At 66.0% G+C, this 25,073-nt stretch carries 23 protein-coding genes and 1 pseudogene; 5 read left to right on the top strand and 19 right to left on the bottom strand.

Annotation, left to right across the window (positions count from 1 at the left end; translation table 11 throughout):
* Positions 1-18 precede the first annotated feature (18 nt).
* Positions 19-1,899: an HAD-IIIC family phosphatase gene (locus tag DJ019_RS09905; protein WP_111275850.1), complete on the top strand. Its 1,881-nt coding sequence runs from the start codon at positions 19-21 to the stop codon at positions 1,897-1,899.
* On the opposite strand, the gene DJ019_RS09900 is transcribed toward DJ019_RS09905, so the two are convergent.
* The 3 genes from DJ019_RS09900 to DJ019_RS20945 form a co-directional block, all read right to left on the bottom strand.
* Positions 1,861-2,631: a polysaccharide deacetylase family protein gene (locus DJ019_RS09900; protein ID WP_111275849.1), complete on the bottom strand. Its 771-nt coding sequence runs from the start codon at positions 2,629-2,631 to the stop codon at positions 1,861-1,863. The two genes, DJ019_RS09905 and DJ019_RS09900, sit on opposite strands and share 39 nt — an antisense overlap.
* Complete coding sequence (locus tag DJ019_RS09895; protein WP_111275848.1) at positions 2,628-3,605, bottom strand: glycosyltransferase family 2 protein; 978 nt, start codon at positions 3,603-3,605, stop codon at positions 2,628-2,630. The genes DJ019_RS09900 and DJ019_RS09895 overlap by 4 nt, the downstream gene beginning before the upstream one ends.
* Before the next feature lie 213 nt (positions 3,606-3,818).
* Entirely contained in the window at positions 3,819-4,073 is a 255-nt protein-coding gene (locus tag DJ019_RS20945) for a hypothetical protein (protein ID WP_165843968.1), read from the bottom strand.
* A 21-nt stretch (positions 4,074-4,094) separates the two neighbouring features.
* On the opposite strand from DJ019_RS20945, the gene DJ019_RS09890 reads away from it, so the two are divergent.
* The 3 genes from DJ019_RS09890 to DJ019_RS09880 are packed head-to-tail and all read left to right on the top strand — an operon-like array spanning position 4,095 to position 8,568.
* Positions 4,095-5,006, top strand: a complete 912-nt coding sequence (locus DJ019_RS09890) for a polysaccharide pyruvyl transferase family protein (protein WP_165843967.1) — start codon at positions 4,095-4,097, stop codon at positions 5,004-5,006.
* Complete coding sequence (locus tag DJ019_RS09885) at positions 5,003-6,748, top strand: asparagine synthase-related protein (protein WP_111275846.1); 1,746 nt, start codon at positions 5,003-5,005, stop codon at positions 6,746-6,748. Before DJ019_RS09890 ends, DJ019_RS09885 begins: the two co-directional genes overlap by 4 nt.
* Complete coding sequence (locus tag DJ019_RS09880; protein WP_111275845.1) at positions 6,745-8,568, top strand: right-handed parallel beta-helix repeat-containing protein; 1,824 nt, start codon at positions 6,745-6,747, stop codon at positions 8,566-8,568. The genes DJ019_RS09885 and DJ019_RS09880 overlap by 4 nt, the downstream gene beginning before the upstream one ends.
* Positions 8,569-8,585: 17 nt before the next feature.
* Here the strand turns inward: DJ019_RS09880 and DJ019_RS09875 are convergent, their stop codons facing one another.
* The 15 genes and pseudogenes from DJ019_RS09875 to DJ019_RS09805 form a co-directional block, all read right to left on the bottom strand.
* Complete coding sequence (locus tag DJ019_RS09875; RefSeq protein WP_240606433.1) at positions 8,586-8,993, bottom strand: IS5 family transposase; 408 nt, start codon at positions 8,991-8,993, stop codon at positions 8,586-8,588.
* A 118-nt stretch (positions 8,994-9,111) separates the two neighbouring features.
* A complete protein-coding gene (gene tnpC, locus DJ019_RS09870) occupies positions 9,112-10,692 on the bottom strand; it encodes an IS66 family transposase (RefSeq protein WP_420849861.1) in 1,581 nt (526 codons plus the stop codon).
* A 90-nt stretch (positions 10,693-10,782) separates the two neighbouring features.
* Positions 10,783-11,148, bottom strand: a complete 366-nt coding sequence (tnpB, locus tag DJ019_RS09865) for an IS66 family insertion sequence element accessory protein TnpB (RefSeq protein ID WP_205854135.1) — start codon at positions 11,146-11,148, stop codon at positions 10,783-10,785.
* Positions 11,145-11,579, bottom strand: coding sequence for an IS66-like element accessory protein TnpA (gene tnpA / locus DJ019_RS09860; RefSeq protein WP_111275842.1), 435 nt, complete (start codon positions 11,577-11,579; stop codon positions 11,145-11,147). Before tnpA ends, tnpB begins: the two co-directional genes overlap by 4 nt.
* Positions 11,580-11,662: 83 nt before the next feature.
* Positions 11,663-11,962, bottom strand: a pseudogene (locus tag DJ019_RS09855) (IS5 family transposase); the annotation flags it as partial.
* Positions 11,963-12,030: 68 nt separating this feature from the next.
* Entirely contained in the window at positions 12,031-12,714 is a 684-nt protein-coding gene (gene epsI / locus DJ019_RS09850) for an exosortase-associated protein EpsI, V-type (RefSeq protein WP_111275841.1), read from the bottom strand.
* Positions 12,714-13,595: an exosortase V gene (xrtV, locus tag DJ019_RS09845; protein WP_111275840.1), complete on the bottom strand. Its 882-nt coding sequence runs from the start codon at positions 13,593-13,595 to the stop codon at positions 12,714-12,716. The genes epsI and xrtV overlap by 1 nt, the downstream gene beginning before the upstream one ends.
* Before the next feature lie 7 nt (positions 13,596-13,602).
* On the bottom strand, positions 13,603-14,286 hold the full coding sequence (locus tag DJ019_RS09840; protein ID WP_111275839.1) for a CpsD/CapB family tyrosine-protein kinase: 684 nt from the start codon (positions 14,284-14,286) through the stop codon (positions 13,603-13,605).
* Between the two features lie 20 nt (positions 14,287-14,306).
* Entirely contained in the window at positions 14,307-15,653 is a 1,347-nt protein-coding gene (locus tag DJ019_RS09835) for an exopolysaccharide biosynthesis protein EpsF (RefSeq protein ID WP_111275838.1), read from the bottom strand.
* 18 nt (positions 15,654-15,671) lie between these two features.
* A complete protein-coding gene (locus DJ019_RS09830) occupies positions 15,672-16,514 on the bottom strand; it encodes an SLBB domain-containing protein (RefSeq protein WP_111275837.1) in 843 nt (280 codons plus the stop codon).
* A gap of 15 nt (positions 16,515-16,529) precedes the next feature.
* Positions 16,530-17,744, bottom strand: a complete 1,215-nt coding sequence (locus DJ019_RS09825; protein WP_111275836.1) for a porin family protein — start codon at positions 17,742-17,744, stop codon at positions 16,530-16,532.
* A gap of 87 nt (positions 17,745-17,831) precedes the next feature.
* Entirely contained in the window at positions 17,832-19,064 is a 1,233-nt protein-coding gene (locus DJ019_RS09820) for a Coenzyme F420 hydrogenase/dehydrogenase, beta subunit C-terminal domain (protein WP_111275835.1), read from the bottom strand.
* Positions 19,065-19,163: 99 nt separating this feature from the next.
* On the bottom strand, positions 19,164-19,826 hold the full coding sequence (locus tag DJ019_RS09815; protein ID WP_165843965.1) for a CpsD/CapB family tyrosine-protein kinase: 663 nt from the start codon (positions 19,824-19,826) through the stop codon (positions 19,164-19,166).
* Positions 19,827-19,900: 74 nt separating this feature from the next.
* Positions 19,901-21,256, bottom strand: a complete 1,356-nt coding sequence (locus tag DJ019_RS09810) for a Wzz/FepE/Etk N-terminal domain-containing protein (RefSeq protein WP_111275833.1) — start codon at positions 21,254-21,256, stop codon at positions 19,901-19,903.
* Between the two features lie 153 nt (positions 21,257-21,409).
* Entirely contained in the window at positions 21,410-22,156 is a 747-nt protein-coding gene (locus DJ019_RS09805) for a PEPxxWA-CTERM sorting domain-containing protein (protein WP_111275832.1), read from the bottom strand.
* 387 nt (positions 22,157-22,543) lie between these two features.
* On the opposite strand from DJ019_RS09805, the gene DJ019_RS09800 reads away from it, so the two are divergent.
* Positions 22,544-23,914: an ATP-binding protein gene (locus DJ019_RS09800; RefSeq protein WP_165843964.1), complete on the top strand. Its 1,371-nt coding sequence runs from the start codon at positions 22,544-22,546 to the stop codon at positions 23,912-23,914.
* Between the two features lie 134 nt (positions 23,915-24,048).
* Here DJ019_RS09800 and DJ019_RS20940 read toward each other — a convergent pair whose 3' ends face one another.
* Positions 24,049-24,978: a SurA N-terminal domain-containing protein gene (locus DJ019_RS20940; RefSeq protein ID WP_165843963.1), complete on the bottom strand. Its 930-nt coding sequence runs from the start codon at positions 24,976-24,978 to the stop codon at positions 24,049-24,051.
* Positions 24,979-25,073 lie beyond the last annotated feature (95 nt).

Below are 25,073 nucleotides of genomic sequence, written 5' to 3'. Positions count from 1 at the left end.
GGGCAAAGCAGAGACACCATGTTCCAGTTCGAAGACGCCAAACCCAAGCGCCCGCCGACGAAGGTCGAGGCGCCCCAGGCGGCCGGGTCGGACGCACCGGCGATCACCCATCGCGCCCTGCTGGCCTGGGCCGAGCACTGCGTCGAATGCGCTGCGCCGGCCTGCTATTCGAGCTGCGATCTCTTTGACCCGACGCCGGCCGGCAAGTGCCGCCGCTTCGAGGATGGCATCGTCCGCAATCCCGGCGCGAGCGCCCCGGACGCGCCGGCCGCCGAGGTCCGCTTCCGTCGCTGGGGCAAGCTGGAGGCCCAGGGGAACGCGGCGCTGATGCCCGCCGACAAGGTGGCCCGCGACGAACGCCTGCTCACCCTCGCCACCCCCCTCGTCGCGCCGATCGGCCGGGCCATCGCGAAGGTCACGGGGCAGAGCCGCTGGGCGACCGCCATGGAAGCGCTCCACAAGCGGATCAACAACCGGCTGCAGGCCAAGGCCCTCGCGCCCGCCGCCGACGCGTTCCTGGCCGAGATCATCAATCCCGGCGCCCAGCCGGTGCGGCTTCTCCTGACGGCCATGATCGACAAGGCGCGCCTTCCCCGCGCCGTACGCTCGGATCAACTCCCCCGCACCATGACCGTAGCCATCGAAGCCACGCCCGGCTTCTCGCGGCACGAGATTCCGCTCGACGACATGCGGGAGATCCTGCTCTCGGGGCTGCCCTTCAATCTCGCCCTCACCCCAGCGGACGGCGACGACGCACATCTGATCTTCCGGCGGCTGGACCTTGTCGCGTTCGAGAAGACGTCAGGCGCCGAGACCGGCCGCGCGGACAAGGTCGCGCCGGCCAAGGCCGCCAAGCTGGTGGTCTTCGACCTCGACAACACGCTCTGGGAAGGTGTTCTGCTCGAAGGCGAGGTGAAGCTGCGCGACGGTGTCCACGACCTGTTCAGGACGCTGGATGAGCGTGGAATCCTCATCTCCGTCGCCAGCAAGAACGCCCATGACGACGCCATGTCCAAGCTCGAAGCTTTGGGCCTGGCTGAGTATGTCCTGCACCCGCGCATCGGCTGGGGCCCGAAATCCGAAGGGCTGAAGAAGATCGTCAAGGCGATCGATATCGGCTCGGACACAGTGCTGTTCATCGACGACAATCCGTTCGAGCGCGAGGAGGTGGCCGGCGCGGCGCCCGAGGTGGAGGTTCTGCCGGAGACGGCGATCTCCACGCTGGCCGATCATCCGCGCCTGCAGGGCGCCGTCACCCCGGAGTCGCGGACCCGCCGTCAGATGTATCGGGAGGCCATTGTCCGCGAGCAGGCGGCCGAGAGCTTCGGCGACGACTACCTGTCGTTCCTGCGCGAATGCGGCATCCACACCGAAATCCGCCCGGACACCCCCGACGACTTCGAGCGCGTCGTGGAGCTCGTCCAGCGGACCAATCAGCTGAACTTCTCAGGCCGCAAATACAGCCGCGACGAAATCGCCGAGATCCTCGCCGACCCGAACCGCGAACGCCATGTGGTCATCTGCCGTGACAAGTTCGGCAGCTACGGAACGGTCGGCTTCTGCCTGTCCCGCCGAGAGACCGCGCCCGACGGCGGCGAGGTCGTCATGATCGAGGACTTCATGCTGTCCTGCCGGGTGCAGGGGAAGTTCATCGAACAGGCGTTGTTCTGGCGCCTGGCCGAGGATGGCGTCCGGCCGCCCGCGCAGTCGGTGATCGTCAACTTCAAGCGGACGGACCGCAATCGCGCAGCCGAGATGGTGCTGGAGAAGCTGGGCTTCGCCACCGATGTCGAGGGCCCGCTGCGGCTGGATATCAAGCCGGGCGACCTCGCCGTCGATTTCCTGACCGTGGAAGGCGCCTCAGCGCCCGCGAAGCCAGCGCTTGAGACGGTAGAATAGCGGCATGATGGCGTAGGCGCCGCGGCTCTTCAGGGCGAAGACGGGGAGCGGATCCGACGGGTCGGCCGAAGTCCTGCCGCGGACGAGCGCCACCGATCCGGCGGCGATCGCCTCAGGCGACACCGTGAACACATGCCGATAGCCTGCCACCTTCGCGCGCTCGACGACCGCCGCATTGTGATCGCCGTAAGGGAACGCCAGCGTGTCGACCGGCCGGCCCAGAAGGCTCTCCAGGGCCCGGCGCGACCCGACAAGCTGATTGTCGACCTCATCCACGGGAAGGGTCGAAAGGCGCGGGTGATCGGCGGTGTGCGACCCGATGGCGATCAGGTCTGTCGGCAGACGCGCGATCTCCTCGGCGCTCATCACCACTTCCTCGCGGTCCGCGCTGGTCTCCATGGCCCAGCCCGGCGTTCGCCCCAGCCAGCCGCTCGGAACATAGATGGTCGCCGGAACGCGGTGCCGGATCAGGGCCGGCAGGGCGTGCTCGCGCACGGACCGGAACGCATCGTCAAAGGTCACGGCCACATTGGGACGATCGCGGTCGAGCGGCCCCGTGTGGTCAGCCGGCACGATGTTCGCCGTCCGGCGCAGTAGCGCCATCTGGGCCTCGAAAGCGGCGGCCTGGTCGGCTCTCACCGCGTGGTAGTAGAGCACCGTCAGCGCCGGTCGCTTCGGGACCAGGTCCCAGACCGTGGCGATGGCGCGCTTGGTCGCGTCCGTGAAGCTCATTGCGCCGGCCGCGCATCATAGCCGGCGAGCCATTCCCGCCGACGGCTCCAGACCAGCCTCCACTTCTCTTGCGCCGTACCCGGCGCGTCCCGACGTCCACTGACGAAGCGCGAGCCCACCAGCCGCAACCCCGACCACATCAGGAGCAGCCCGCGGCCGAGCGCGACGGCCAGCGGATTCCAGTGCTTCTTCATCAGTGTGACGCGCCCGCGGACCGTCTTGACGATCTTGTCCACGCCCGTCGCTTCCGAAACCCCGCCCATGTGCACAATCTCGGCAGCGGGTGAGATGCCGGGATTGGCGCCGATCTCCGCCGCGCGGAGGCACAGGTCCGCTTCCTCCGCATACATGAAGAACGCCGGATCGAAGCCCCCCAGGCGACGCCACAGCGCGGTATCGATCAACAGGAAGCAGCCGGTGACGATATCGACGTCGCGGATGGAGTCACGCTTCCACTCGGGCATGGCCTCCGGGTTGAACAGCGAGCTGCGGTGTCCCCAGTGCGTCAATCCGAACGCCGAACAGGTCAGGCTCCAGAGCGTCATCCGCCGCCAGCAGCTGGTCGGGTTGAGCGTCATGTCCGGGAACAACGTCCGCCCGCCCCAGATGCCGCGCCCTGGCTCTGCCTCGGCAAAGGCCCAGAGGCCCGCGTGGCTGTTCTCGAGCGTGATCGTGTCGGGATTGAGCAGCAGAATCCGTCGTCCGCGCGCCCGTTCCGCGGCAATGTTGTTCCCCGCGGCGAAGCCCACGTTCGTTGGATGGGCGATGGCCTGGATCTGCGGGAACCTGGCGTCAATCGCGGCGAAGCTGCCGTCCAGCGACGCGTTGTCGAGCAGGAGAACCTCGAAGTTCACAGGCGGGGGATGCCGGAACAGGCTCTCCAGAGCCTGCAGCGTGAGGTCCTTCGTATTGTAGCTGATGATGACGATCGACAGCTCTACCGGCGCATCTTCATTCGGTGCGACAAACGCCATTCAACAGTCCCGACTGCATATCCCCGTGCCGGCGCACGGGTCTGTGGATCGTAAGGGTCCGCCGGCAATTCTCAAACCTGGTCGGATCCCCGGTGGTGGCGATGGCCTTCGCACATCGCATGCCATTTTCATCTTGTTGATGTGTGCTGGGTGAAGGAATGACCTCCGGCGAACGATTCGCGTACAGGCACATCGACCATGACGGCGTCTAGATCAGTCCAGCAGTCCGGAGAAGTCGTCGTTGGCCTGCTCTGGCATTCGGTGAATTCGGGCAATCTGGGCGTCGGCGCGCTGACCGTTGGCAACATCGCCCTTGCCCGACAGGCCGCGGCGACGGTCGGATTGAAGCCTCGCTTTCGCGTCCTGGGGTTTCTCGATCCGGGTGTCGAACCGTACGTCAGGGACGCCGACGTCGAGATCGTTCCCCTCAGCGCCAGGGCGATGCTTCCCGGCGGCGCCTTCTGGCAAAGTCTCGCGGACCTGGACTGCGTGCTCGACATCGGCGGCGGTGACAGCTTCACCGACATCTACGGCCCGAAGCGATTTGGCTTCCTGTGGCTAAGCAAGATGATGGCGACGGCGCGCGGAAAGCCGCTGATCCTCAGTCCGCAGACGATCGGCCCCTTCACGCGCCAGCCGCAGACGTTCCTGGCGTCCATCGCCATGACCCATGCCCGCACGGTGGTTGCTCGCGATCCCATCTCGTTCGATGTCGCCCGCAAGATGGCCCCCCGGGCGAACGTCCTGCAGGCTGTGGATGTGGCCTTCGCGCTGCCTTTCGAACGACGATCGCACAACGACGGCGGAAAGACAGAAGTCGGCGTGAACGTCTCGGGCCTCCTCTTCAACGGCGGCTACAGCGGCGCGAACGAGTTCGGCATGCAGATCGACTACGCGGACTATACCCGCAAGCTGCTTGCTGCGCTGTCCGCTCGATCCGATGTCGCGGTCCGGCTGCTCTGCCACGTGAACAGCGATGCGCTGCCCCAGGATGACGATGGCCGCGTGGCGGCGAAGCTCGCCGAGGCGTTTCCGAGCGTCATACTGGTCCCCAAGTTCGCCTCCCCTTCCGAAGCGAAGTCGTACATCTCGGGCCTCGACTTCCTCGTCTCGGGTCGCATGCATGCTTGCATCGCCGCCTTCTCCAGCGGCGTTCCGGTCGTGCCGGTCGCCTACAGCAGAAAGTTCGCCGGCCTGTTCGAGGGCGTGCTCAGCTACCCTCATCTCGTACCGGTCAAGGGCCTGGACACCGACGAGGCGGTCGAGTTCACACTCCGCAAACTGGATGATCGCGACGCGATGAAGGGTGACATCGCCCGGGGCTCCGCCGGCGTCGAGGCTCTGCTCGACCGGTATCGCGGTGAGCTCGCCGAAGTCTTCAGTCTGGCGGTTTCGAAATGACCTCGGCCGCGTACGACTTCGTCGGCAATCGCTTCATCGCCGCTAGCTGGCGCCCTGGCGCCGACGAGCGCGTGCTCAAGCGGCTGCGCTCGGCGATTGACGGCTGGAGCATCGCCGAGGGGGCCGGCTGGCTGCTCGCCAGCGAAAAGCCCGAAGCGTTCGCGAGCACGCCTTCGATCGCGGTGAGCCTCGGCCGGCGGTCCACGTTCGATCGCAGCGCGGCCGCCTTCCGGTCGCCGGCCGAAGTCGCCACGGCGCTGGACGCCCAGGGCGCGGCCGCGATCTACGACATGGCGCCTCCATTTCGCGCCGTCTGGGCAGACCGCCCCAAAGCGGCGCTTCGGGCCGAGACGGACGTCTTCGGACTGGGCCAGGTCTTTGTCGGGAACGGCGTGGGCGTCGCGCTTACGGCCTCGAGCGCCACGTTGCTTGCCGACGTCCTTGCTGCGCCCACATCAGCCGAGCGGCTGGCAGGTTACGCCCTGTTCGGGAGCTTTATCCGCGAGGAGACGCCCTTCGAAGGGATCGACAAGCTTCTGGCTGGCGCCTGCGCGCACCTCGCGGACGGCCGGCTCGAAATCTCCGAACGCCCGGCCGCACGTCACGCGGGCTCAGATCTGACCGCGGCGTTTCAGGCGGCCGTGGCCGCCATGCTCAAGGCTGCCCCTGACGCGGAGCTGGAACTCTCCGGCGGGCTCGACAGCCGATTGATACTCGCCGCGATGACGCCGGACGAGCGCCACGGGCGCAAGGCGATCACCATCGGGGTCGCCGGAGAACCGTCGGAGGACGTCACCGTCGCGCGCGCTCTGGCGGAATCGGAACAGCTCGACTGGTCGCTGCTGGATGCGGGCAGCATCGCCAGCCTGGATGCGGATGGTCTCGCGGAACTGTTGCGCGCCGCCACCATCGCCTATGACCACATGGCCAATCCGCTGGACAAGGCGGCGCTGATAGCTGCGAGCCAAGGAAGGCGAGTCGAGGCTAGGTTCGGCGGCCAGAACGGGGAAATCCTCCGTGGCTTCTACTATCCCGCCCAGCCGCTCGACGCGGCGCCGTCCGAGGCGCTGGCTCGAAATCTGATCTCTATGCGCCTGCAGGCGAATGACCGGGTCGAGGATGCGGCTCTGTCACCGCTTGCACAGAGGGACCTTAGGGCGGCTGCCGAGCAGCGTATGGTCGGCGTGCTCATGAGTCACGAAGGTCCGTGGGGCCGAGCGCTTGACGAATTCTACCTCAACCAGCGCATGCAGAACTGGGTCGGCAACGCCACGGGCCATCGCCTCATGGACCACGCGCCGCTCTACCCGTTCTTCGACCCTGCCTTCGTGTCCGCGGCGATGGCGCAGTCTTCCACGGCCAAGCTGAACTCACGCGCCGCATATCGCCTTCTTCAGGCATTGGATGGAGACCTCGCAAAGCGGCCCCTGGCTGGCGGAATCGTGCCGGCGCGAGCCATCTCCACAGGCCGCGTCACGGACCTGTGGCTGAACGCTCAACGAGTATCGAGCCGCGTCCTTCGCAGCCTTCGCGGTCGCGCGCGCAACACGCTCGGCTCACAGACGGTCACGCAGCACTGGCGCCGGCTCAATCTCAACGCTGGACTTCCGGTGGATCGTCTATCCGCGACTGGTCTTTTCAATCGGGCTTCCCTTCAGGAATTTGCTGATGGAACGCGGTTGCCATCGCGCGCAACACTGGGCTTTCTTTTGCTGATGAGCAGCCTGGAGGCTCGCCCTTGAAGCGGATCGCGCTGTTGTTGGCTGGCGTGGGCGCCGTGGCCACGATCAGTGCGGGAGTCTTTGCTTTCGGCCTGGGAGGTCGTGCCGAGGCCTCAACGTTTCACGTGGACTTCGAGGCGGGCCAGGACCAGCGGGACGGGCTCACGCCGGCGACGGCCTGGAAGCATGCGCCGGGCGACCCCGAGGCGACCGGAATGGCAGCCCGAACCCGATTGCAGGCTGGCGACACGGTGATCTTCGCCGCCAATGTCCGCTATCGTGGCTCGATCGTCGTCAAGAGCAGCGGCGCTCCCAACCGCCCCATCACCTTCCAGGCAGCTCAGACAGGCGCCTCCATCATCGACGGCAGCGAACCCGTGCCGGTTCGACCTTGCCGGAGTGCTGCCGATTGCGGGGGGGCCTTAAACTGGCCGGCGCTCGTACGGTTCGAAACGTCAGAGCAGGCTACAGAGTCGCTGGCTGTGTTCTCCGAGGGTGGCCCGCTCCGTCCCGCACAGGAGCCAGATCCATCCGACGACTTCTATCGTGACGAAGTCGACGACATGTTTGACGCCGACGGCCAGCTGATGGGCTCCGGCGCCATCAAGTTACCCGCCGACATCGCCAGCAGGATGACCTCGGCGGGCGGCTCCCTCGCACTGTGGGTGATGCCAAATCGCGTGACCTATCGACCGATCACCCAGCTCGAAGGCGACACCGCGCGTTTCGATCCGTCGAAACTCCGCTTCTATACAAAGCGGATGGCGAAGGCGGCGGTGATCGATCATGTGTCACTGATCGACCAGCCTGGCGAGTATGCTGTCCTGCAGGACAGGCGGACGGTCGTCGCCATGTTGCCACCTGGCTCTACAGCATTGTCAGTGGGTTCAGGACGCCCTGCCTTCGACCTTGGACGCACCTCGCACGTCGCCATACGCGGGCTTCGCTTTGAAAACATGTCCGATGGGGGGCGACTCGCGCCCGGCGGCGTGGCCATCTTTGCAGACACGGGCGCCTCGTCGGATATCGCAATCAGGGACAACACCTTCCGCAATTTCGTTATGCCGAGGGGGCAGGGCCCCATCATTCTCCGCGGGGTGAACGGTCTGCGGATAGTCGGGAACACTTTCGACACGATCATGCTCGGCTCGGGCATGCGCCTGACGGGGTCGGATATTCTCATCGAAGGCAATCGCATGCGCCGCCTGGGGCGGACGGGCATCATGCTGATCGGGACGTCTGGCGTGACCGTTCAGGGCAATCACATTGATGACATCCGTGGAGTCCACGGGAACGGCTTGTCCGTCTATTTGGACAACCGGAACGTCCGGATCGTCGGCAATACGGTCGTCAACGCCAAGCAGCCCGCCACCTTTCACGGCGACCGCGGCAAGGGCGCGCACCAGAACAATATCCTGTTCGCCAACAACCTGTTCATCGCCACGCCGGACGCGCTTGGCTCGCTGATCAGTTGGGGCGCGTACACGCGAGGCGTGACGATCCGCAACAACGTGATCCTTGGCGGGCGAACCGGCCTACGCCTCAGCTCCAGCGACACTGGGGTCACGATCGCCAACAATGTGGTCTCAGGTCTGATCGTCGCGGGCGGTCTGCCCGAAGGCTGGTCGCTTGAAGGCAACGAGTGGACCTCAATCACATTTCAGCAGAGGCGCCTGGCGTCTCCGCCAAAGGTGTCCATCTCTGCCGAACGGGCCTTGGCGGCATTTGCGGAGAAACAGACGCCAGTCGACGTTTGCGACGTCATACGACGGCGGCCGATCGGACCGCCCGAACTGGACGCGGCTCCGGGAGCGATTGGCGCTGACCTGCGGTGTCCATAGGCCCGTGAGGGCTCCGCCTAGGGCGTGGACTCATAAGCCTGTAGCCAGAGGCGTGCTGATCCGAGGAGGACGGTGGCGAGGAAGTTCCTGGCTAGTTTGTCGAAGCGGGTGGCGATGCGTCGGAAGTGCTTGAGGCTGCAGAAGAAGCGCTCGACGAGGTTGCGCTGGCGGTAGATCGCCATGTCGACGGAACGTCGGACGGTTCGTTGCGAGGTGCTCGGGATGGCCGGCTCGGCGCCTGAGCGGCGGATCAGATCGAGGACGGCGTTGGAGTCGTAGCCACGGTCGGCGACGACGGTCGTGGGGACGGGTAGTCCGGCGAGTAGGTCGGGCACGGCGGTCATGTCGGAGGCCTGACCGGCGGTGAGCATGATCCTGACCGGCAGGCCGTCTTGATCGACGACGGCGTGGATCTTGGTGCTCAGTCCCCCACGAGAACGGCCAATGGCGTGATCCGGGCCCCCTTTTTTCCGCCGGCGGCGTGCTGGTGGGTAAGCGGCGCCGCGAGCACACGGGGCGGGGCGCGTTTGGCGGGGGTTTAGGTCAGGCCGCGACGGCGGCAGGCCTCGGCGCGTAGGCCCAGGGCAAGAGCTCGTCGAGGCGGCTCTGGAGATGGCCGTTGATGAGCTTGGTGATGACGTCCTCGATGTAGGCCTGCGGCTCGACGTGGTTGAGCTTGCAGGTGGCGATGAGCGAGGCCAGCACCGCCCAGTGTTCCGCCCCGCCTTCGCTGCCGGCGAAGAGGCTGTTTTTCCGCGTCAGAGCCAGCGGCCGGATGGCGCGCTCGACGGTGTGGGTGTCGAGCTCGACGCGCCCGTCGTCGACGAAGCGGATCAGGCCCTCCCAGTGGGTCTGGACGTAGCGGATCGCCTTGGCCAGGTCGCTCTTCTGGCTGATCAGCTCGAGGCGCGCGCTCAGCCAGGTCTTCAGGTCGGCCAAGATCGGCGCGCTCTTCGCCTGGCGCGCGGCGCGGCGCTCGTCCGCCGATCGGCCGCGGATCTCGTCCTCGATGGCGTAGAGCTGTTGGATGCGGGCGATCGCCTCGGCCGCGATCGGCGTCTTCGCCGGGTTCTTCTCGTCGAGCAGCTTGTGGAAGTAGCGGCGCGTGTGGGTCCAGCAGAAGGCGAGCTCGACAGCGCCGCCCTTGGCCAGGGCCTTGTAGGCGCTGTAGCCGTCGGTCTGCAGCACGCCGCGGTAGCCGGCCAGATGCTGCGCCGGCGACGACGTCGCCCGATCACCCGCATAGACGAAGGCCACGCCCGGCGGCGCGGGACCGCCCCAGGGGCGGTCGTCGCGCGCGTAGGCCCATAGCTGCCCGAGCTTGGTTCGTCCGCGCCCGGGATCCAGCACCGGAGCCCGGGTCTCATCCGCGAAGAGCTTTCCGGAGGCCTTCAGCTTCTCAAGCAACCGGGCGTGCAGCGGCTTCAGCAGCTCCGCCGCGGTCCCGGTCCAGTGCGCCAGGGTCGAGCGGTCGAGCACGACGCCGCGCCGGGCGTACATCTGGGCCTGGCGATACAGCGGGGTGTGGTCCGCGTATTTGGCCACCACGACGTGGGCGATGGTGGCTTCGGTGGGCAGCCCGCCCTCGATCAGGCGCGTCGGCGCGGGGGCCTGCACCACCACTTCCTCGCAAGCCCGGCAGCCGTACTTGGGCCGGCGGACCACCAAGGCGCGGAAGGTCGCCGGGATCACGTCCAGCCGCTCGGCTACGTCCTCGCCGATCCGGTGCAGGGCGCCTGCGCAGCACGGGCAGGTCTTGTCGTCGATGTCGATCACCTGTTCGACGCGCTGCAGATGGGCCGGCAGCGATCCGCGGTTCGCGCGCCGCTTAGCGGCGTTCGCCGTCTTCTCGGTCGGGGTCGACAGGCGCAGCTCCGCGCTGGCCAGCTCCTGCTCGAGCTCCTCCAGCGCCAGCGCGAGCTGATCGGGATCCAGCTTCTCCGAGCGGGCGCCGAAGGTGGTTCGCTGGAGATCCCGGATGATCCGGCTCAGCCGCGCGATCTCCTCGTGGTCGGCGGCCCGGGCGTCCTCGTGAGCGGCGATCTTCTGATCGCGCTCGGCGATCTCGGCGGCATGGCGCGCGCGCTCGGCCTGGAGCAGTTCCCAGAGCGCCTCGGCTTCCATGTCGCGCGGCATTTCCACGGGCCAAGTAGACCACAGCGCCGGCCTTCTGAGGCGCCCCCGCGTGCGCCCTGAGTCATCTCGCCGCAGCGGTCAGGACACCTCCTGCGGCGTCCGCGTCCGCCGCGGCGCCATCACTCGCGTCCACTCCATTCCGGCGATCAGCGCGGACAGCTGCACCGCGCTCAGCCGCATGACGCCGTCGGTGATCTGCGGCCAGCGGAAGCCGCCTTGTTCCAGGCGCTTGGCGTAGAGCACCAGGCCGGACCCGTCCCAGTAGAGCAGCTTGATCCGGTCGGCCCGCTTCGCTCGGAAGACGTAGATCACGCCCGAGTAGGGATCCGCTTTCAGATCCTCCTTCACGGCCCGCGCCAGGCCGTCCATGCCACGGCGGAAGTCCACCGGCTTCGTCGCCACCAGCACCTTCACGCCCGCCGGCGGCCCCGATCCTGGGATCACTGGCCGGCCTTCAGCGCCTGGATCACGGCCGCGACCGTCTTGGCCTCCGCTCCGCGGCCGATCCGCACCACGACGCCGTCGATCTCGATTTCGATGTCGCCGCCGGTCCTCGGTTTGCGGCGCTTCTTCGGGGTGGGCGACGCCGGCGCTTCCGGCTCGACCACCACGGGCACGAACGCCGGCGCTGGCGCCGGCTCTGCGGCCTTGCGCGCTTCGCGCAGCCAGCCGAACACCTGCTGCGGCCGCAGATCGTGACGGCGCGCCACCTCCGACACCGTCGCCCCAGGCGCCAGCGCCTCCAGCATGATTTCGGCTTTCGCATCGACCGACCACTTCCGCCGCCCGCCGACGTCGGTGATCACCTCCAGCCGTCGGACCACCGTCGGCTGGGGCTCGTGCGTAAGGTCGTGCCTAGGGTCAAAACTAGACATGTGCGGATCTCGTCTCCGATCGAGATCGCCATTGTCATTGCTTCGATTCAGGCCTGGAAGGTGCCCGTGGAGCGCCGCTTACGCTGGTGGGCCCGGACGATTGAGCTGTCGATCAGTTGCATCGACTGCGGCGACTTGGCCGCCAGCGTCTCGAAGACCTTCAGCCAGACCCCGGCCTTGGCCCACCGGTTGAAGCGGTTGTAGACCGTCGTGTACGGCCCGTAGCGCTCCGGCAGGTCTCGCCACGGCGAGCCTGTCCGCAGCACGTAGAAGATGCCGTTGATCACCCTGCGGTCGTCGACCCGGGCCACGCCCCGCGGCTTGTTCGGCAACAACGGCTCGATCAGCCGCCACTCCGCCTCGCTCAGATCGTAACGCGCCATACCAAGGCTCCTTTCGGTAGCCTTGAATCAAGCGTCGCCCCACTCAGCAAGGGTTATGAGTACAGACCCTAGCCTATGCTCTTAGCTAGGTTAGTACCGATCAAGGCCGGCAGCTGAGGCTTGGGCACCGATCGAAGCAGCTCGGGCACAAATGCTGATAGGGTGCTGAACGACTTCTCGGACTCGCCAAGCATCGAGCAGCGAAGCAGGATGCCGTCGGGCACCACGCCCTGGATAGCGTTCTGCAGCCGCGCTTCGCGCTGCTCACCGCCTGTCCGCGGCAGCGTCTCACCCATGCGGGTCCAGTAGAGGATGTTCTCGGTCCGACCTTCCATGGTCGCCACGACCTCGCGGGCCGGCAGGGTCACGCCCGGGCGCAGCGGCAGGGCGATCGAGCGCGCCGACGTCAGCGTGAATCCAACGGCCGGGTAGCAGCTCTCCGGACGGTGGAGTTGCAGCAGGTCGCTCTGGGTGTCGCCATATGCCGCCAGCACCATCACGCCCGCGCCGGACTCCGCATTCACGTAAGTACGGCCAACGATTTCGCTGTAGAGCGTGCGGGCCAGGCGGCCGGCTTGCTCAGGGCTGACAAGCTCGTCGGCGTGGGCTTCCCAGAGTCCGAACGCCTCGGGGATCGCCTGAGCAACCGTTCCGGACTTGAGGAGCTTCATCTTCCGCCGGGGGCGCAGGGCTTCGGCGGCGCCCAGGGCGCCCACGGCAAGGCCGGCCAGAACGAGGTCACGGCGACGCATCAGCGAGCCTCCGCCGGAACTTTGAAGAAGCGCGACGCCACGCTGTCGATCGCAAACATGAGGGCGAGGGACACTGCGAACAGGAACAGGCCCGCGGTCACGTGCAGGAAGCCCTGCCCCACCGCGTCCCCGAAGTAGTAGGTGAGCAGGATCAACGTCACGATCCGGAGAACATTCGCCGCAATCGCGACGGGGATGATGAGGCACACCAGGAACGCCGAGTAGCGCCAGCCCGCATTCCGCAGCAGGTAGATGTAGAAGAGCGTGATGGCGATCAGGCCGATCAGGGAATTCAGTCCCGAGCACGCGTCTTCCACGAGCAGCTGGTACGGCCCGACGGTCATGGTGACCCCTTCCCGTACGATCGGGATACCGAGGGGTTCGACGAGGCCAGCCGACAGCGCGGAGACGAAGAGCTTGAGCGGCGCCGTGGCTTCGTCCAGCAGCCAGCCCGGGATCGGAAGCAGAAGGCCCAGATAGAACAGCGGGAACCAGTTCTTCAGCATCGCCGTCACGCCAAAGCGATCGTGCAGGACAGCGAGGCCGAAACCGTAGACTCCCGCCGTCTCGAGGCTGATCAGGTCATAGGCCCGGCCGACGATGTAGACCGGCAGCGAGAGCGCGACCGCCAGGAACGTGAGCCCCGGATGGCCAGGACGCCCCTCGGCCGTCATCGCCGGAATCCGCCGCCACAGAAGCCAGGCGCCCGTGGCCAGCACGATGGGGCCATGGGCGCCGATCTCCATCGACCAGACCTGCTGGCCCAGACGCACCATCGTAGGCGCGCCCAGGGCGATCCCGGCCAGGATCAACGGCAGGAACTCGACCAAGCGCTTGAGATTTGGACGGGGCGCGCCCCCACCCTCCGAGACAGCGGTCATTCTACCGTCAGACCTCGCTGAGAACGGTGCCCACCACCCGAGTCCCGTCCTCCTGGAACCTGTGATCCATCTGGACGACGTCGCTCATCCGGGTTGCGTTGCTGCGCGCCACAATCAGTGCGTAACCGATAATAGATCCTATACGCCGCGCGTCGGCGCAAAGGCTCGCCGGGGGCGTATCGATGACCGTGAACTCGTAGTCGCGAAGGCAACGATCGATCAGTTGCCGAAAGCGGGCGCTGGCCAGCAGCTCCTGGGCGTTCTCCGCCCTCCCCCCGGCATACATGATGGAGAGGTTGGGCAGGACTTCGCTGTGTATGCACGTGACCGGCTGGATGTCCTCGGACCCGGCGCAGTCGCGCAATCCAGGCGTCGAATGCAGCGGACGGATGAGCGTCTCAACGCCTGGGTTCCGCATGTCTGCATCGATCAGCAGCGTCGAGATGCCGACTTGCGAGAGCGAGACCGCCAGGTTCGTCGCCGTGAAGGTGCAGCCCACGCCCGGAGTCGCCGCGCACACGGCGATTCCGCGCCGCCCGTCGCGGATGTGACGAGCGATCAGATGGGTGCGGATCGTGCGGATCGACTCCGCCTCGGACGGCCGCTGATCGGACAGGGTCACGAGATCGGGCGACAGTTCGTATCGCTCGCCCCCGACCGGCGCCTCCACATCCAACGCCGAAGCGACCATGGATTCAGCCCCAGCTTTGCTCACGTTCGGCTCGTTCGGGTTCGAAGGGGATTGGCAAGCTGGAGCTTCGGCAGCTTGAATTTCCGGGACTTGGAAACCGACGCCGGGCGAATGATCGCCAGGACCGGCGCTTCCACCGCCCCGGCGAGATCCTCGAGGCTACGGATCCGGCGGCCAAAGATTTCCAGCAGAAGCGCGCCGAGAATACCGATCACCGCACCGCCGCCGACCGCGGCCCCGACAATCATCGGCTTGTTTGGGAACACCGGCGCTTGCGGCGTGATCGCGCTGGCCAGTGGCGTCGCGCCGGCTTCGGCCACGTCGGCCTCCTGTCGGAGCTGGGCAGCCCGCGCCACCGCATTGTTATACTGCTCGCGGCGCAGATCGATTTCGTCCTGCATCAGGCGAAGGCGCTCGATCTTTTCCCGCTGCGCCAGGACCTTTGCCTTCTGCGCCTCGAGCAGCCCGCTGGTGGCGCGTTGCGCGCTCAAAGCCGAAGCCGAGGCCGAGTTGACCGCGTCCCGCTCCTGCGCGACTTGGCGGGCGAGAAGCTCCCTTTGCTGGCGCATCTGCTGGAGCTGGGGATGGTTGGGTCCCATCACCTTGGAGGCCTCCAGAAGTTCGGCGTCCATTCGAGACAGTTGGAGGGCGCTGGGAGACGCCCCCGATGAGCTGGGCGCAATGAAGGCGCCGCCACCGCTGGTGGCCAACGCCGCAAGACGGGCGCTGTCGATGTCGACCTTGTCGTCGCCCAGCAGGATGCCGTTCTCGCGTTCGAAATCGGCCTTGGTCTTCTCGGCCTGGAAGAGGATGGAGCGAGACTTCGAAGCCTGGCCTTCGTACCACTCGGCGTTTCGACGGGCGGCTTCCCGCCGGGATTGCAGCGTGGTCTCGAGGTAAGCCTTGCGAAGGCTGTCAGCGACTTGCTTGGCCCTCGCCGGAGAATCCGACGAATAGGTGATCTCCAGGATGTTGCTTCCTTCGATCAGCCTAGCGCTCGCACCCTCTGAGATTTCTTGGGCCGCCCAGCGTTCGAAATCGAGATCGTCGCTGCGGCTCTCCCGATACTTGCGAAGCATTACAGGATCTGCAGCCCAGTTAAGATCGCTCACCACAAGCCGCGCGGTCTGCGGATCTCGCACCAGTTCTATCTGAGTTTTGGTGTACGCGCGAAGGAAAGCCGTCGCCATCACCTGCCCCGTTACGGGGTCGGGCTTGATGATGTCGAGCATCACACGGGATTGAGCCTCATAGCGGGGCGGCAGAAACTGCACGACCACGCCACTGACCACGAGACACGCCGCTGTCAGCACAGCGACCATCGTCCGGTACGCCCAGAGAATTCGAAGAAACTGGGTGATGCTCATCAGACGCCCTCGCTAAACTTAGAACAGGCGCTCGCCGACGAACAGGACATCGCCGGGCTCAACCAAGTCCGAAAGGGACAGCTTCACCTTCTTGCCGTTACGCGTGGCCTCGACCTTCTTGTCGGAACCCGACGGCGTGAGGCCCGCACCGCGCACAAGCGCCATACGCACAGTCATCCCGGACTGGATCGGGTAGACGCCGGGTGAATTGACCTGGCCATAGATGTAGAAGGTCTCGGCTGCGGGCGCGTAGATCTTGTCGCCAGCGGACACGTAGGGATCCTGTTCGGCGTCGCCCGTGGCGAGCTCCCGGATCACAAATTTGCGCTCCCTGCCGTCCTCGGAACGCACGATAAGGTGGTCGGCGGCCGTATCACGGACGCCACCAACCCGAGCCAGGATCTCGGAAAGGCGGAACGGCCGGTTCAGTGGGATCAGGCCTGGGCTGTTCACCGCGCCCAGAACAGTCACGTAGCGGCTCGCATAGCCGACGACTTCGACAACCACGACAGGGTCTGAGAAGAACCCGCCCGTCCGCAGCGCCGTGCGAACGGTCTCGGACAGCTCCGCCGTCGTCTTGTCGGCCGCGGGGATCTTGCCGATGAAGGGCAACTGGATGGTGCCGTCGGCTTGCACGCGCGCTCGTCCCCCGAAGTCGGACCGCCCGAGCAGGCCGACTTCCACCACGTCATCGCGGCCAAGGACGTACGAGCTGGAGGCTGGTTCGGCGGGTGCGATCGCGCTCGGCGCGGCCGCCTGGGCGCCCGGCTGTTGGCTTGGCGCCTGCGCTGCCGCTTGGGAACCGCCGATCAGGAGGGAAGCCACAGCAGCGAGAGAAACGAGGAATGTCTTCGGGCTCATTGATTTCTCATCCACTCAGAAGCCGACCTGGGCAGTAATTCCGACACGCATCGCAGAATAGTTGAATTCCGGAAGATCGGTATCCCGTTCCTCGTAGCGCACGTCCAGGACCAGGGACGCCAGCTCGCTCTGTTGGTATCGCACAGATCCGAACACGGAGTTATTTCTCGAATTCGTGATCACGGGCCTGGCCGAAAGCGTATCTGCGTTCGAGTCCACGTCGCGGATGCTATAGCCCGCCGACAAAGTGTAACGTGTTCCAAGCTGGTATTGGCCGCTGACCTGCGCACCGGTCGTAACGTCATAGAGCTTCCCGGCGCGCTGCGCGGGTTTGATGGTCCGCTCGCCGCTCAGGTTCACACTCATCCGACTTCCGATGCGATAGGCGGCCTGGCCGGAGTAGGTGGTTGTCTTGATCTCCTGCGGCACCCCCGGCGGGGCAAACTCACGCTTCAAACGGGTTCGCCCGCCCTGCGCTGACAAGGTCAGCCGCGATCCCAGGTCCCGTTCGACCGAAAGTGCGTAGGTCTCGGACCAGAACCCATCCCCGACAGGGCGGCCGGGGGTTATGCGGTTCGGCATTTCCGTATCCGCATAGCTGTAGACCAGACTGAATCGGCCGAGATTCTCGTTGGAATAGCCAACCTGCAGGGAAAGGCTCTCCAGCGTGGAGTCCGCCGGCTTCTGGAGAGCCGCGGAATTCTTCGCATCAAGCCGCGATACGCTCCCCGAAACCGCGATCCCCGTGGGTCGGCCGCAACTCGTGCTGAGCGACGTGCCGATGGCTCTGAGCTCGTTTCTGGTGTTCACGCCATCGAGATCGGCGAGATCACTCTGGGCCGCGCGGAACGTCTCGACCGCGGAAAGCTGGCACATGCCCAGGCTGGTGACGTAGCCACCCTGGACGTCATAGCGGCGCCGGTCGAGCTGCGAATTCTCCCGGTGGAAGTCATAGCCGGCCGAGCCATTCAGGTAGACGACCTGCCGGCCAAAGGGCTGGACCACGTTCAGGCCCGCCTTGGGCGCGAGAAGGTACTCCCGCGGCTTTACCGCCCGAGCAGCCGCCGTCGCCTTGTTGGACCGTGCAAAGTTGGAATCGTAAGTCCCGGTTACGCTGACGAAGCCGTGAATCTGGCGCTCCGATCCCACGCCGGGCGGTTGCTGCGCGATCGCTTCTCCGCCCGCGCAAGCGCAGACAAAGGCGCCCAGCGCCAGCGGCCTCAGTCGCATTTCGAACCGCTCCGGGTCTCTAGAGATTGTGCCCACTTGCCAGCTACCTAGCAGCTAAGATTGTCAAAACATAGTTCCTCGCCTCGTTCAGAGGCGGCTTCTGGCGCCCGTCAGCGTTCGCCGAAGCGTCCCCACAAGATTTCGCAAGGACTCGCCCACTGGCGACCGCCGAGCCGCCTCTGCAACCCTCAGGCCAGCCATTTTGGGGCGCGGTTGCAGGAGGATCGGCAGCGCCGCGGTTCGGGCCAGCACCAACCGCTTTCGGCGCGCCTGTGACGGCTGCATCTTCTCGACCTCGCCAACCGCCAGCGGGGCCACGCGGACCGCGTCGGCTTGTATGGCCGCATTCAGCATTCGCTCTCCGCTCTCGGTCCGGCTGATGATCAGGCTCCGTCCCTCTTGCTCGGCGAAGCTCGGATATCCGGCGTCATCGCCGTACCAGGCGTCGGCGCATGCGATGTCGGCCACCCCGCCAACGGCGTCGGGGCAGATCTTGCAGCGGAACTGGACCTCCTTTGACAGATGCCCCCCCCAGCTCTCCGCGTACGTCATGCTCGCGGAGCCCTCATCGGTGACGGCCACGCAGTTCCCCGGCCAGCCGCGCCCCCGGAAGCGGAACTCCCTGACTGCTTCTGCATCGACCCCGAGCGCGGCGAGAATGCGGCCTACGCCGTCATGGCTGGGAATGCCGCCGCAAAAGAAGGAGATAGCCAGAGGTACGTGTTGCTCGACGCGCGGGTCGGAACGCGCCAATCGGCGCAAGGCCGAGACGTCGCAGGGCTTGCCGACGAATGCGAACGCTCCGCCCTCCGCCAGGGCTGTCTCAATCGCCTGGAGCGGTGACGAAGCCGTGTAGCGCGACCCGGCGCGCGCCAGCACATCTTCGCGGGTGCGCGACGTCGCCGTGACATTGCGCGTCGGATCAGTGGGGTCGGCGGCGATGTGCAGCACGCGGTCAACGACGCCTGTTTCCAGGGCGTGGATGAGCAACGCCGAGATGACTCCGCCCGACGACCCCTCATGGCACACTTCATCATCTGTAGCTGCGCCGGTGAGGATTTGCCGCCAGCCGCCCCAGTACGGGTGTGTATTTGCCCCTGCAGGCCAGGGCTCCACTACATTGCCAGGACACGTGCTGGCGATGATCGATTCAGTCTCGTCGGCGATGGGGGCGCTTTGAAGCGGCCGCGCATAGCCCGGTGCGACCGTCTCCATGACGATGGAACCGTTCGAGATGCCGGCGCAGAGCCCACAGCCCGTGCACAGTTCTCCCTCGAGCACGCGTTTTATGGTCGGCGACAGGGTTGACGGTCTAGGCATGACACTCCGGAGCGCGCCGCAATCGAAGCGACGACCACTTCACATACTGAATCGGAAGTTCACCAGTTCTTTACAGCCGCGACCCAGGGGCAGGCGTTGTCAAAAAGCATTCAGAACCGGGCCGACAACCGTCACGGCATCCTTCGAAAGCTCTCGGATCAGCACGGTGATGTCATCCGCAAAGGTATGGTGCCGCCGTGCCACGACTAGGGCGCGGCCGAGCACGGAAGCGACCCGCACAGCGTCTGCCGACTGGTTCGCCGCCGAGGTGTCTACGATCGTGTATGCGTAGTCGCGAAGAACGGTGTCCACGAACCGCTCCAACGCTTCTCGTCCGAGCAGGTCCTGGTGCGACAGCGTCGTATCCAGGCCGGCGTAAAGCAGCGACAGATTGTCGATCACCCCGTGGTGAATCACGTCGTCGGGGCGGAGTCCTGGATCGGCAAGAAGTTCGCGCAGGCCTCGGCTGGCAGTCGCCGGGCGGAAAAAGCGTTCGAGCGCAGGGCGTTGCAGGTTGGCGTCAACCAGGAGGACCGAAATTCCCCGACGCGCCAGCGCGACGGCGAGGTTCACTGAGACGAAGCTGACTCCCACCCCGTGAGACACGCCGCAGACCGCCAAGGCCCGATGGCCGCCCCGGATCTGTTGGGAAATCAAATCTGCGGCGATCGCCTGGAAAGCCCTCGACTGGGGGCCGTGAGGATCCATCAGGGTGACGACCTCGGAGGATGCTTCGTAGCCTCCCTCCGGAAGAACGGCCAAGGCCGCTCCCTCTCGAGCATGCTGGGGCAGCTTCGCCTTAGGCGGGGCGCCGGCGCGGCGCGGGAATATGCGCCTCATGCCGCGATCGTTGTGATCGGCAGGCTGTCCTCCGGGACCGGCAGGCTCTCCCCGATCTGCGTCCTACCGCCACCAATCGCCTTGTATGGCACCAGCCCGAGCACCGGCTGGCCCGCGGCCAGCTCCAAGTCATGAGCTGACCTCACTCGTCGGTGAAGAAGTTCCGCTAGCAGCGCCAGCAGCGAACCGAGCAAGAAGCCCAGCCCGCCCGAACCGAAGAGGACCAATGAGGGATTGGGGAAGACGGGCTTGGGCTCCGTCACGGGCGCCCCCAGGGCTGTGGCTCCCGAGACTGTGGACGTCGACAGCGTTCGAAGGTGCGCCAGGGTTTCGGACGCCTTGGTCAGCGCGGCGCTGTATCGTGCGATCTGGTCCAAGTGGAGGCGCATCTGGAGCACCTTTTCGCGTTCCCCCAGCACCTTGACCTTCTGCTCTTCGAACTCTCGCTGCCGCATCGCCGCCTGCGCCGCCAGTGCCGATGCTGCGGCGCCGGTCGATGACTGCTCCGCCGCCACCTGGGCGGCCAACAGGCGCTGTTGTTGCTGAAGCTGCAGAAGCCGCGGATTGTTCGGCCCGAGGCTCCGCTGCGACTCCGCAATCCGCGCCTCAAGCACATTCAACGCCTCGCGCGCATCCGATGCGTAGGGCGCTGTCCGCTGCGTAACGACGATGTCCTTGGATCGCGCCAGGTTGACCAGGGTCCGGTTCTCCGGATTGTCGCCATCCCGCTCCAGGACAATCCCAGTTTCGCGCGCATATTCGGCCTGCTTCGCCTCCAGCTCAGCGATCTTCGTCCTCAGCGGCCCCAGGGTTTCGGCCACGGCTTCGGCCCGCATGACGGCGCTCTGCCTACGCTCCTCAATGTCCGCCGCGATGAACCCCTGACGAATCGCCTCCACGGCCGCCGTCGCCAGTTCTGGAGAGTCTCCTCGGTACTGGATTTCCATGATGTTGCTGCCGGGCACCATCGTCGCCGTGGTCGTGGAGAGCAGCTGATCCGCAGCCCACTGCTGAAAGGGCCGGCGATCACCACCGGCGCGGGCGGCATAGGCAGCCAACATGTCGGGACTATCCAGCCAGCCCAGGGCCTCGGCTGCAGGAAGCGCGACCTGATAGTCGCGCACCTTCTGGAGCTGTACGCGAATATACTGCTCGGCCTGTCTGTTGTTGCTGACAGAAATGCCGGTCATCGGGTCCGGCTTCACATAGTCGAGGGTGACCCTCGCGCTCGCCTTATAGCGCGGCGGCGCGACCATCATGACCGTCAAGCCGCCAAGAAGCGAGGTCACGGTGCAGATGAGGACAATGAGCTTCCGCGCCCACAACAGGCTTAGAATCCACGATGCCTTCATCGAAGCCGACAGCTCCTCGTTGCTACCTCGCCTATAGCCTAGACGCGGATTGCTGAACAGCGCGTGACCGCTGCTCCGACAGCGCCGGACAATGAAAAGGCCGCTGCCCCGAAAGGCAGCGGCCCATCAGTCTAGCTTCAGTTCAGACGTCGCTTAGGCGGCGACGAGCGACTGACGGCGGCTGCGGAGCATGGCGCCCGCACCGCCGAAGCCGAGGATCATCAGAGCCCAGGTGCCGGGCTCAGGGATCGCGGCCGAGAAGGTGCCACGGATGTTGCCGCCGTTCGATTCGATCGAAGCGTCGCAGATCGACAGCGGGGTGTTGCAGCCCGTGATGTTGAAGTTCGGGATGGCTTGGCTCAGGTTGAAGCTGAACGTGTCCATCGTGTACTGCGCGGCTTGCGACAGGATGTCGGACGAGAAGTTCACCTGCGCACCCGCCAGGCCCTTCTGGGCGAGGAAGAAGCCGCGGTTGCCCGCGCCACCGAAGTCAGCGCCCGTGAACACGGCCGACAGCAGGTTCGTGCCGGCGGCGTAGTCGGTGCCGTTGTAGCTGAAGTCCGAGTCAGCGGTGAAGCTGAACTGGCCAGCCACTTCCCACTGCTCATACTGCAGCTGAGCGTTGAGCGTGCCGGTCGTGTCGTCACGGCCTTCAAGGTTGAAGTTCGCGAGGATCGACAGCGGACCGTCGGTCAGCGTGTTGTCGAAGATGTTCAGCATCACCTGACCGGAAGCGAGCAGGTCGCCACCGATGGTGTCCGCGTCGCGGGTCCACGTGAACGTGGCGCCCGAGTTGGAGTCCGCGAAGTCGAGATAGACACCCGCGTTGGCCGGAGCCGCGATGGCGCCGATCGAGAGAGCGGCAGCCGAAGCCGCCAGGATCTTGGTAAGAGCGTTCATTTCATAGCACCCCTGTTAACTTGCCATTCACTTAACGGGGCGACCCCACCCCTGTCACCACGCTTCCCCTAATAGGCGAGTGAAAAAATCCTCTCGCCCGAATTCGCCTCATTTCCACCGAGCCGACCGAAGCCGACCCTCCTGGAGACGACACTAGTCAATGACTGCAAACTTGGCGCCACTCTCATATCACGCCGATCAGCGAAGCGCGAGACCATGAGAACCACTTGTTAACCGAGGTCGATTTCGTCGGGCGCCTTAGATTCGACTTCCACGTTCGGTTAAGCAAACAGAAGGCAGAAGCCGTGCATTGATGGCGCGTCTGATGTCGGCCCGCATACGTATGCGTTTCGTGCGGGCGCGGGCGACGGGAACATGGAGAACGAGTTGGCTGGCTGGAACCCGTTCAAGCGGAAGACCGCGACGAAGGCGGCGCAGGTGGACGCCACGCCGCCTGCCGTCGTGAAGCCGCTCATTCGTGAATCCCATCGCCGGACAGCCGAGACCGGTGGCCTGCCGCGCTTCAAGAGCACGGCCAGCGACCAGGTCAGCAGTCGCGGCGGCGACCGCTTCGCCGCGGTGCGGGCCCGGCTGCGCGACGCCTTCACGCCCTCGCAACCCGTGGCCGACCGCCGCTTCTTCGCCGGCCGCGAGGACGTGCTGCGCGCGGTGATCCGGTCGATCGAGGACCAGCGGCTCCACGTCGTGCTCTACGGCGAGCGCGGTATCGGCAAGACCTCGCTGCTGCATGTCCTCACCCAGGCCGCCAGCGAGGCGAGGTACATCGTCGTCTACACTTCGTGCGGCGCGAACTCGAAGTTCGACGAGACTTTCCGCGCGGCCGCCGCCGAGATCCCGCTCCTGTTCCATTCCGGCTACTCGCCTACCGCAACGGAAGCCGAGAAGGGGGCGACCCTGGCCGATCTGTTGCCGGCCGAACCGTTGACGCCCCGCAAGTTCGGCGATCTCGCGTCCAAGCTCACCGGCACGCGTGTGCTGATCATCCTGGATGAGTTCGACCGCGTCGATTCCGGCGCCTTCCGCCGCGACGTCGCGGAGCTGATCAAGAATCTCTCTGACCGCCTGGGTCGCGTGCAGCTCGTCCTCGCGGGCGTCGCCGCCGATCTCACCGAGCTGGTCGAACATATCCCATCGATCCGACGCAATATCTTCGCCCTCCGGGTGCCGAAGATGACGGAGACCGAGGTCCTGCAGATCGTCGCCAACGGCGAACGCGAGACCGACCTGAAATTCGACGCGGACGCGAGCGCCTCCGTGGTCACGGTGGCCCGCGGGTCGCCGTACCTGGCCAGCCTCCTGTGCCATCATGCAGGCCACGCCGCGCTGGATGACGGTCGCAATGTCGTCCAGCCAGCCGATGTGGCGCGCGCCGTCGACATGGCGGTGACCGAGTTCGAGGGACGCTTGCCGAAGCCGGTCCAGGCGCACGTCCGGCGCCTCTTCGACCAGGGCCGCGCCGAGGTGCTCGCCCTGGCCGCCCGCGCGGCCCTGAGCTCCGATGGCATCGTGTCCGCCGCCGAGATCGCGGCGTCGGGCGAGATCACGGCGCGGAAGGCCGAAGAGATCATCAACGCCCTCGTCGCCGAAGGCCTGCTTCGGCCCAACCTGGACGGCGGCGACGAACGATTCGCCTTCGTCGAGGACGGTCTGCCGACGCTGATCTGGATGACGTGGGCGCAACACAATCTGCAGAGCGATACCCAGCCTGCGCGGACGCCCGCCGTCGCTGCGTCCTAGCAGCAGCCTTTAGCCAGCCCAAAACCGAACAGGCCGCCCCCTAAAAGGGAGCGGCCTGAAACAGCGTCGAGGATTGGCGGCCATGATCGACCGCCGGAAAAGTCGCGCGGGTCGGCGTACCGACCCGCGGGTCGTCACTTCGTAGCCGGCGTCTCGGCCGCGGGCGCGGCGGCCGGAGCGGCAGCCGGCGCAGCGGCAGGCGCCGCCGCCTTGGCCTTGGGCGCTGGCGGCTTGTAGGCGGCGTTGTAGACGATCTTGGATTCCGCGGACTTCCGCAGATTCTCCATGCTCTTGCCGACAGTCTCCTGGGCGCGCTGGCTGCGAAGCGCATTCATGGCGACGGCCAAGGCCGCGTCCTGCCGCATGGGCGCGTCGCGCGAGGCGGCGACATGGTTGAAGACCAGGGCGTTCCCTTGCGGGATCACGAAGACTTCGTTCGGCGGCAGGTTCTTGATGCCCTGGACCAGTTGCGGGGCCGCCGACAAGGTGTCGAGCACCACGGCGTTCTCCTGGTACGGCACACCTTCGGCGTCCAGCAGGTTCTTGACCTCCTGCAGGGTCTTGAGCGGCTGGAGGCGCTCCGGGGCGATCTTGCTGGGCGCCGCGATGACCTGTTCGACGAAGAGCACCTTGCGGCCCGTGAACTGGTCCGGACGGGCAGCGATGAAAGCCTCGGCTTCCTGACGGGTCGGCTGCTTCACGTTGGCGGAGAGCTTGCGCTGGTAGAGCTGCGCAAGGAGCGTCTCCTCGCCACGTTCCATCTGCAGGGTGAAATCGGTGCCCTTGTCGAGCTTCTCCTTACGGGCCTCGTCGGCCAGGAGCTTTCGCATGATGATGCGTTGCAGCGCCTGTTGCTGGGCCGCCTTCATGACTTCCGGATCGCGCGACCCGAAGTTTCCCATTTCGGAACGAAGCTGGAGCGTGGTGATTTCCTCGCCATCCACGGTGGCGACCACCTGCCCGCTGGGCTTTCCGCCCCCCGCCAGCTTCTTGACCTGATCGCAGCCGGACAGCATCAGGCCCGCGCCCACGGCGGCGACCACGAGAATTGAAGTGCTCTTCAAGCGCCCCTCCATGACATCGGGCCCGCGTGCCGCGGCCCTTGTCGGTTGATATCGCAACATTCCTGCAATTCCCGCGCCGAGCCAATGCCCCCACG

It is taken from the genome of Phenylobacterium kunshanense (assembly GCF_003254525.1).
Lineage (GTDB): Bacteria > Pseudomonadota > Alphaproteobacteria > Caulobacterales > Caulobacteraceae > Phenylobacterium > Phenylobacterium kunshanense.
The sequence above is the reverse complement of the archived record's forward strand: the minus strand, read 5'-3'. Positions and strand labels throughout refer to the sequence as shown.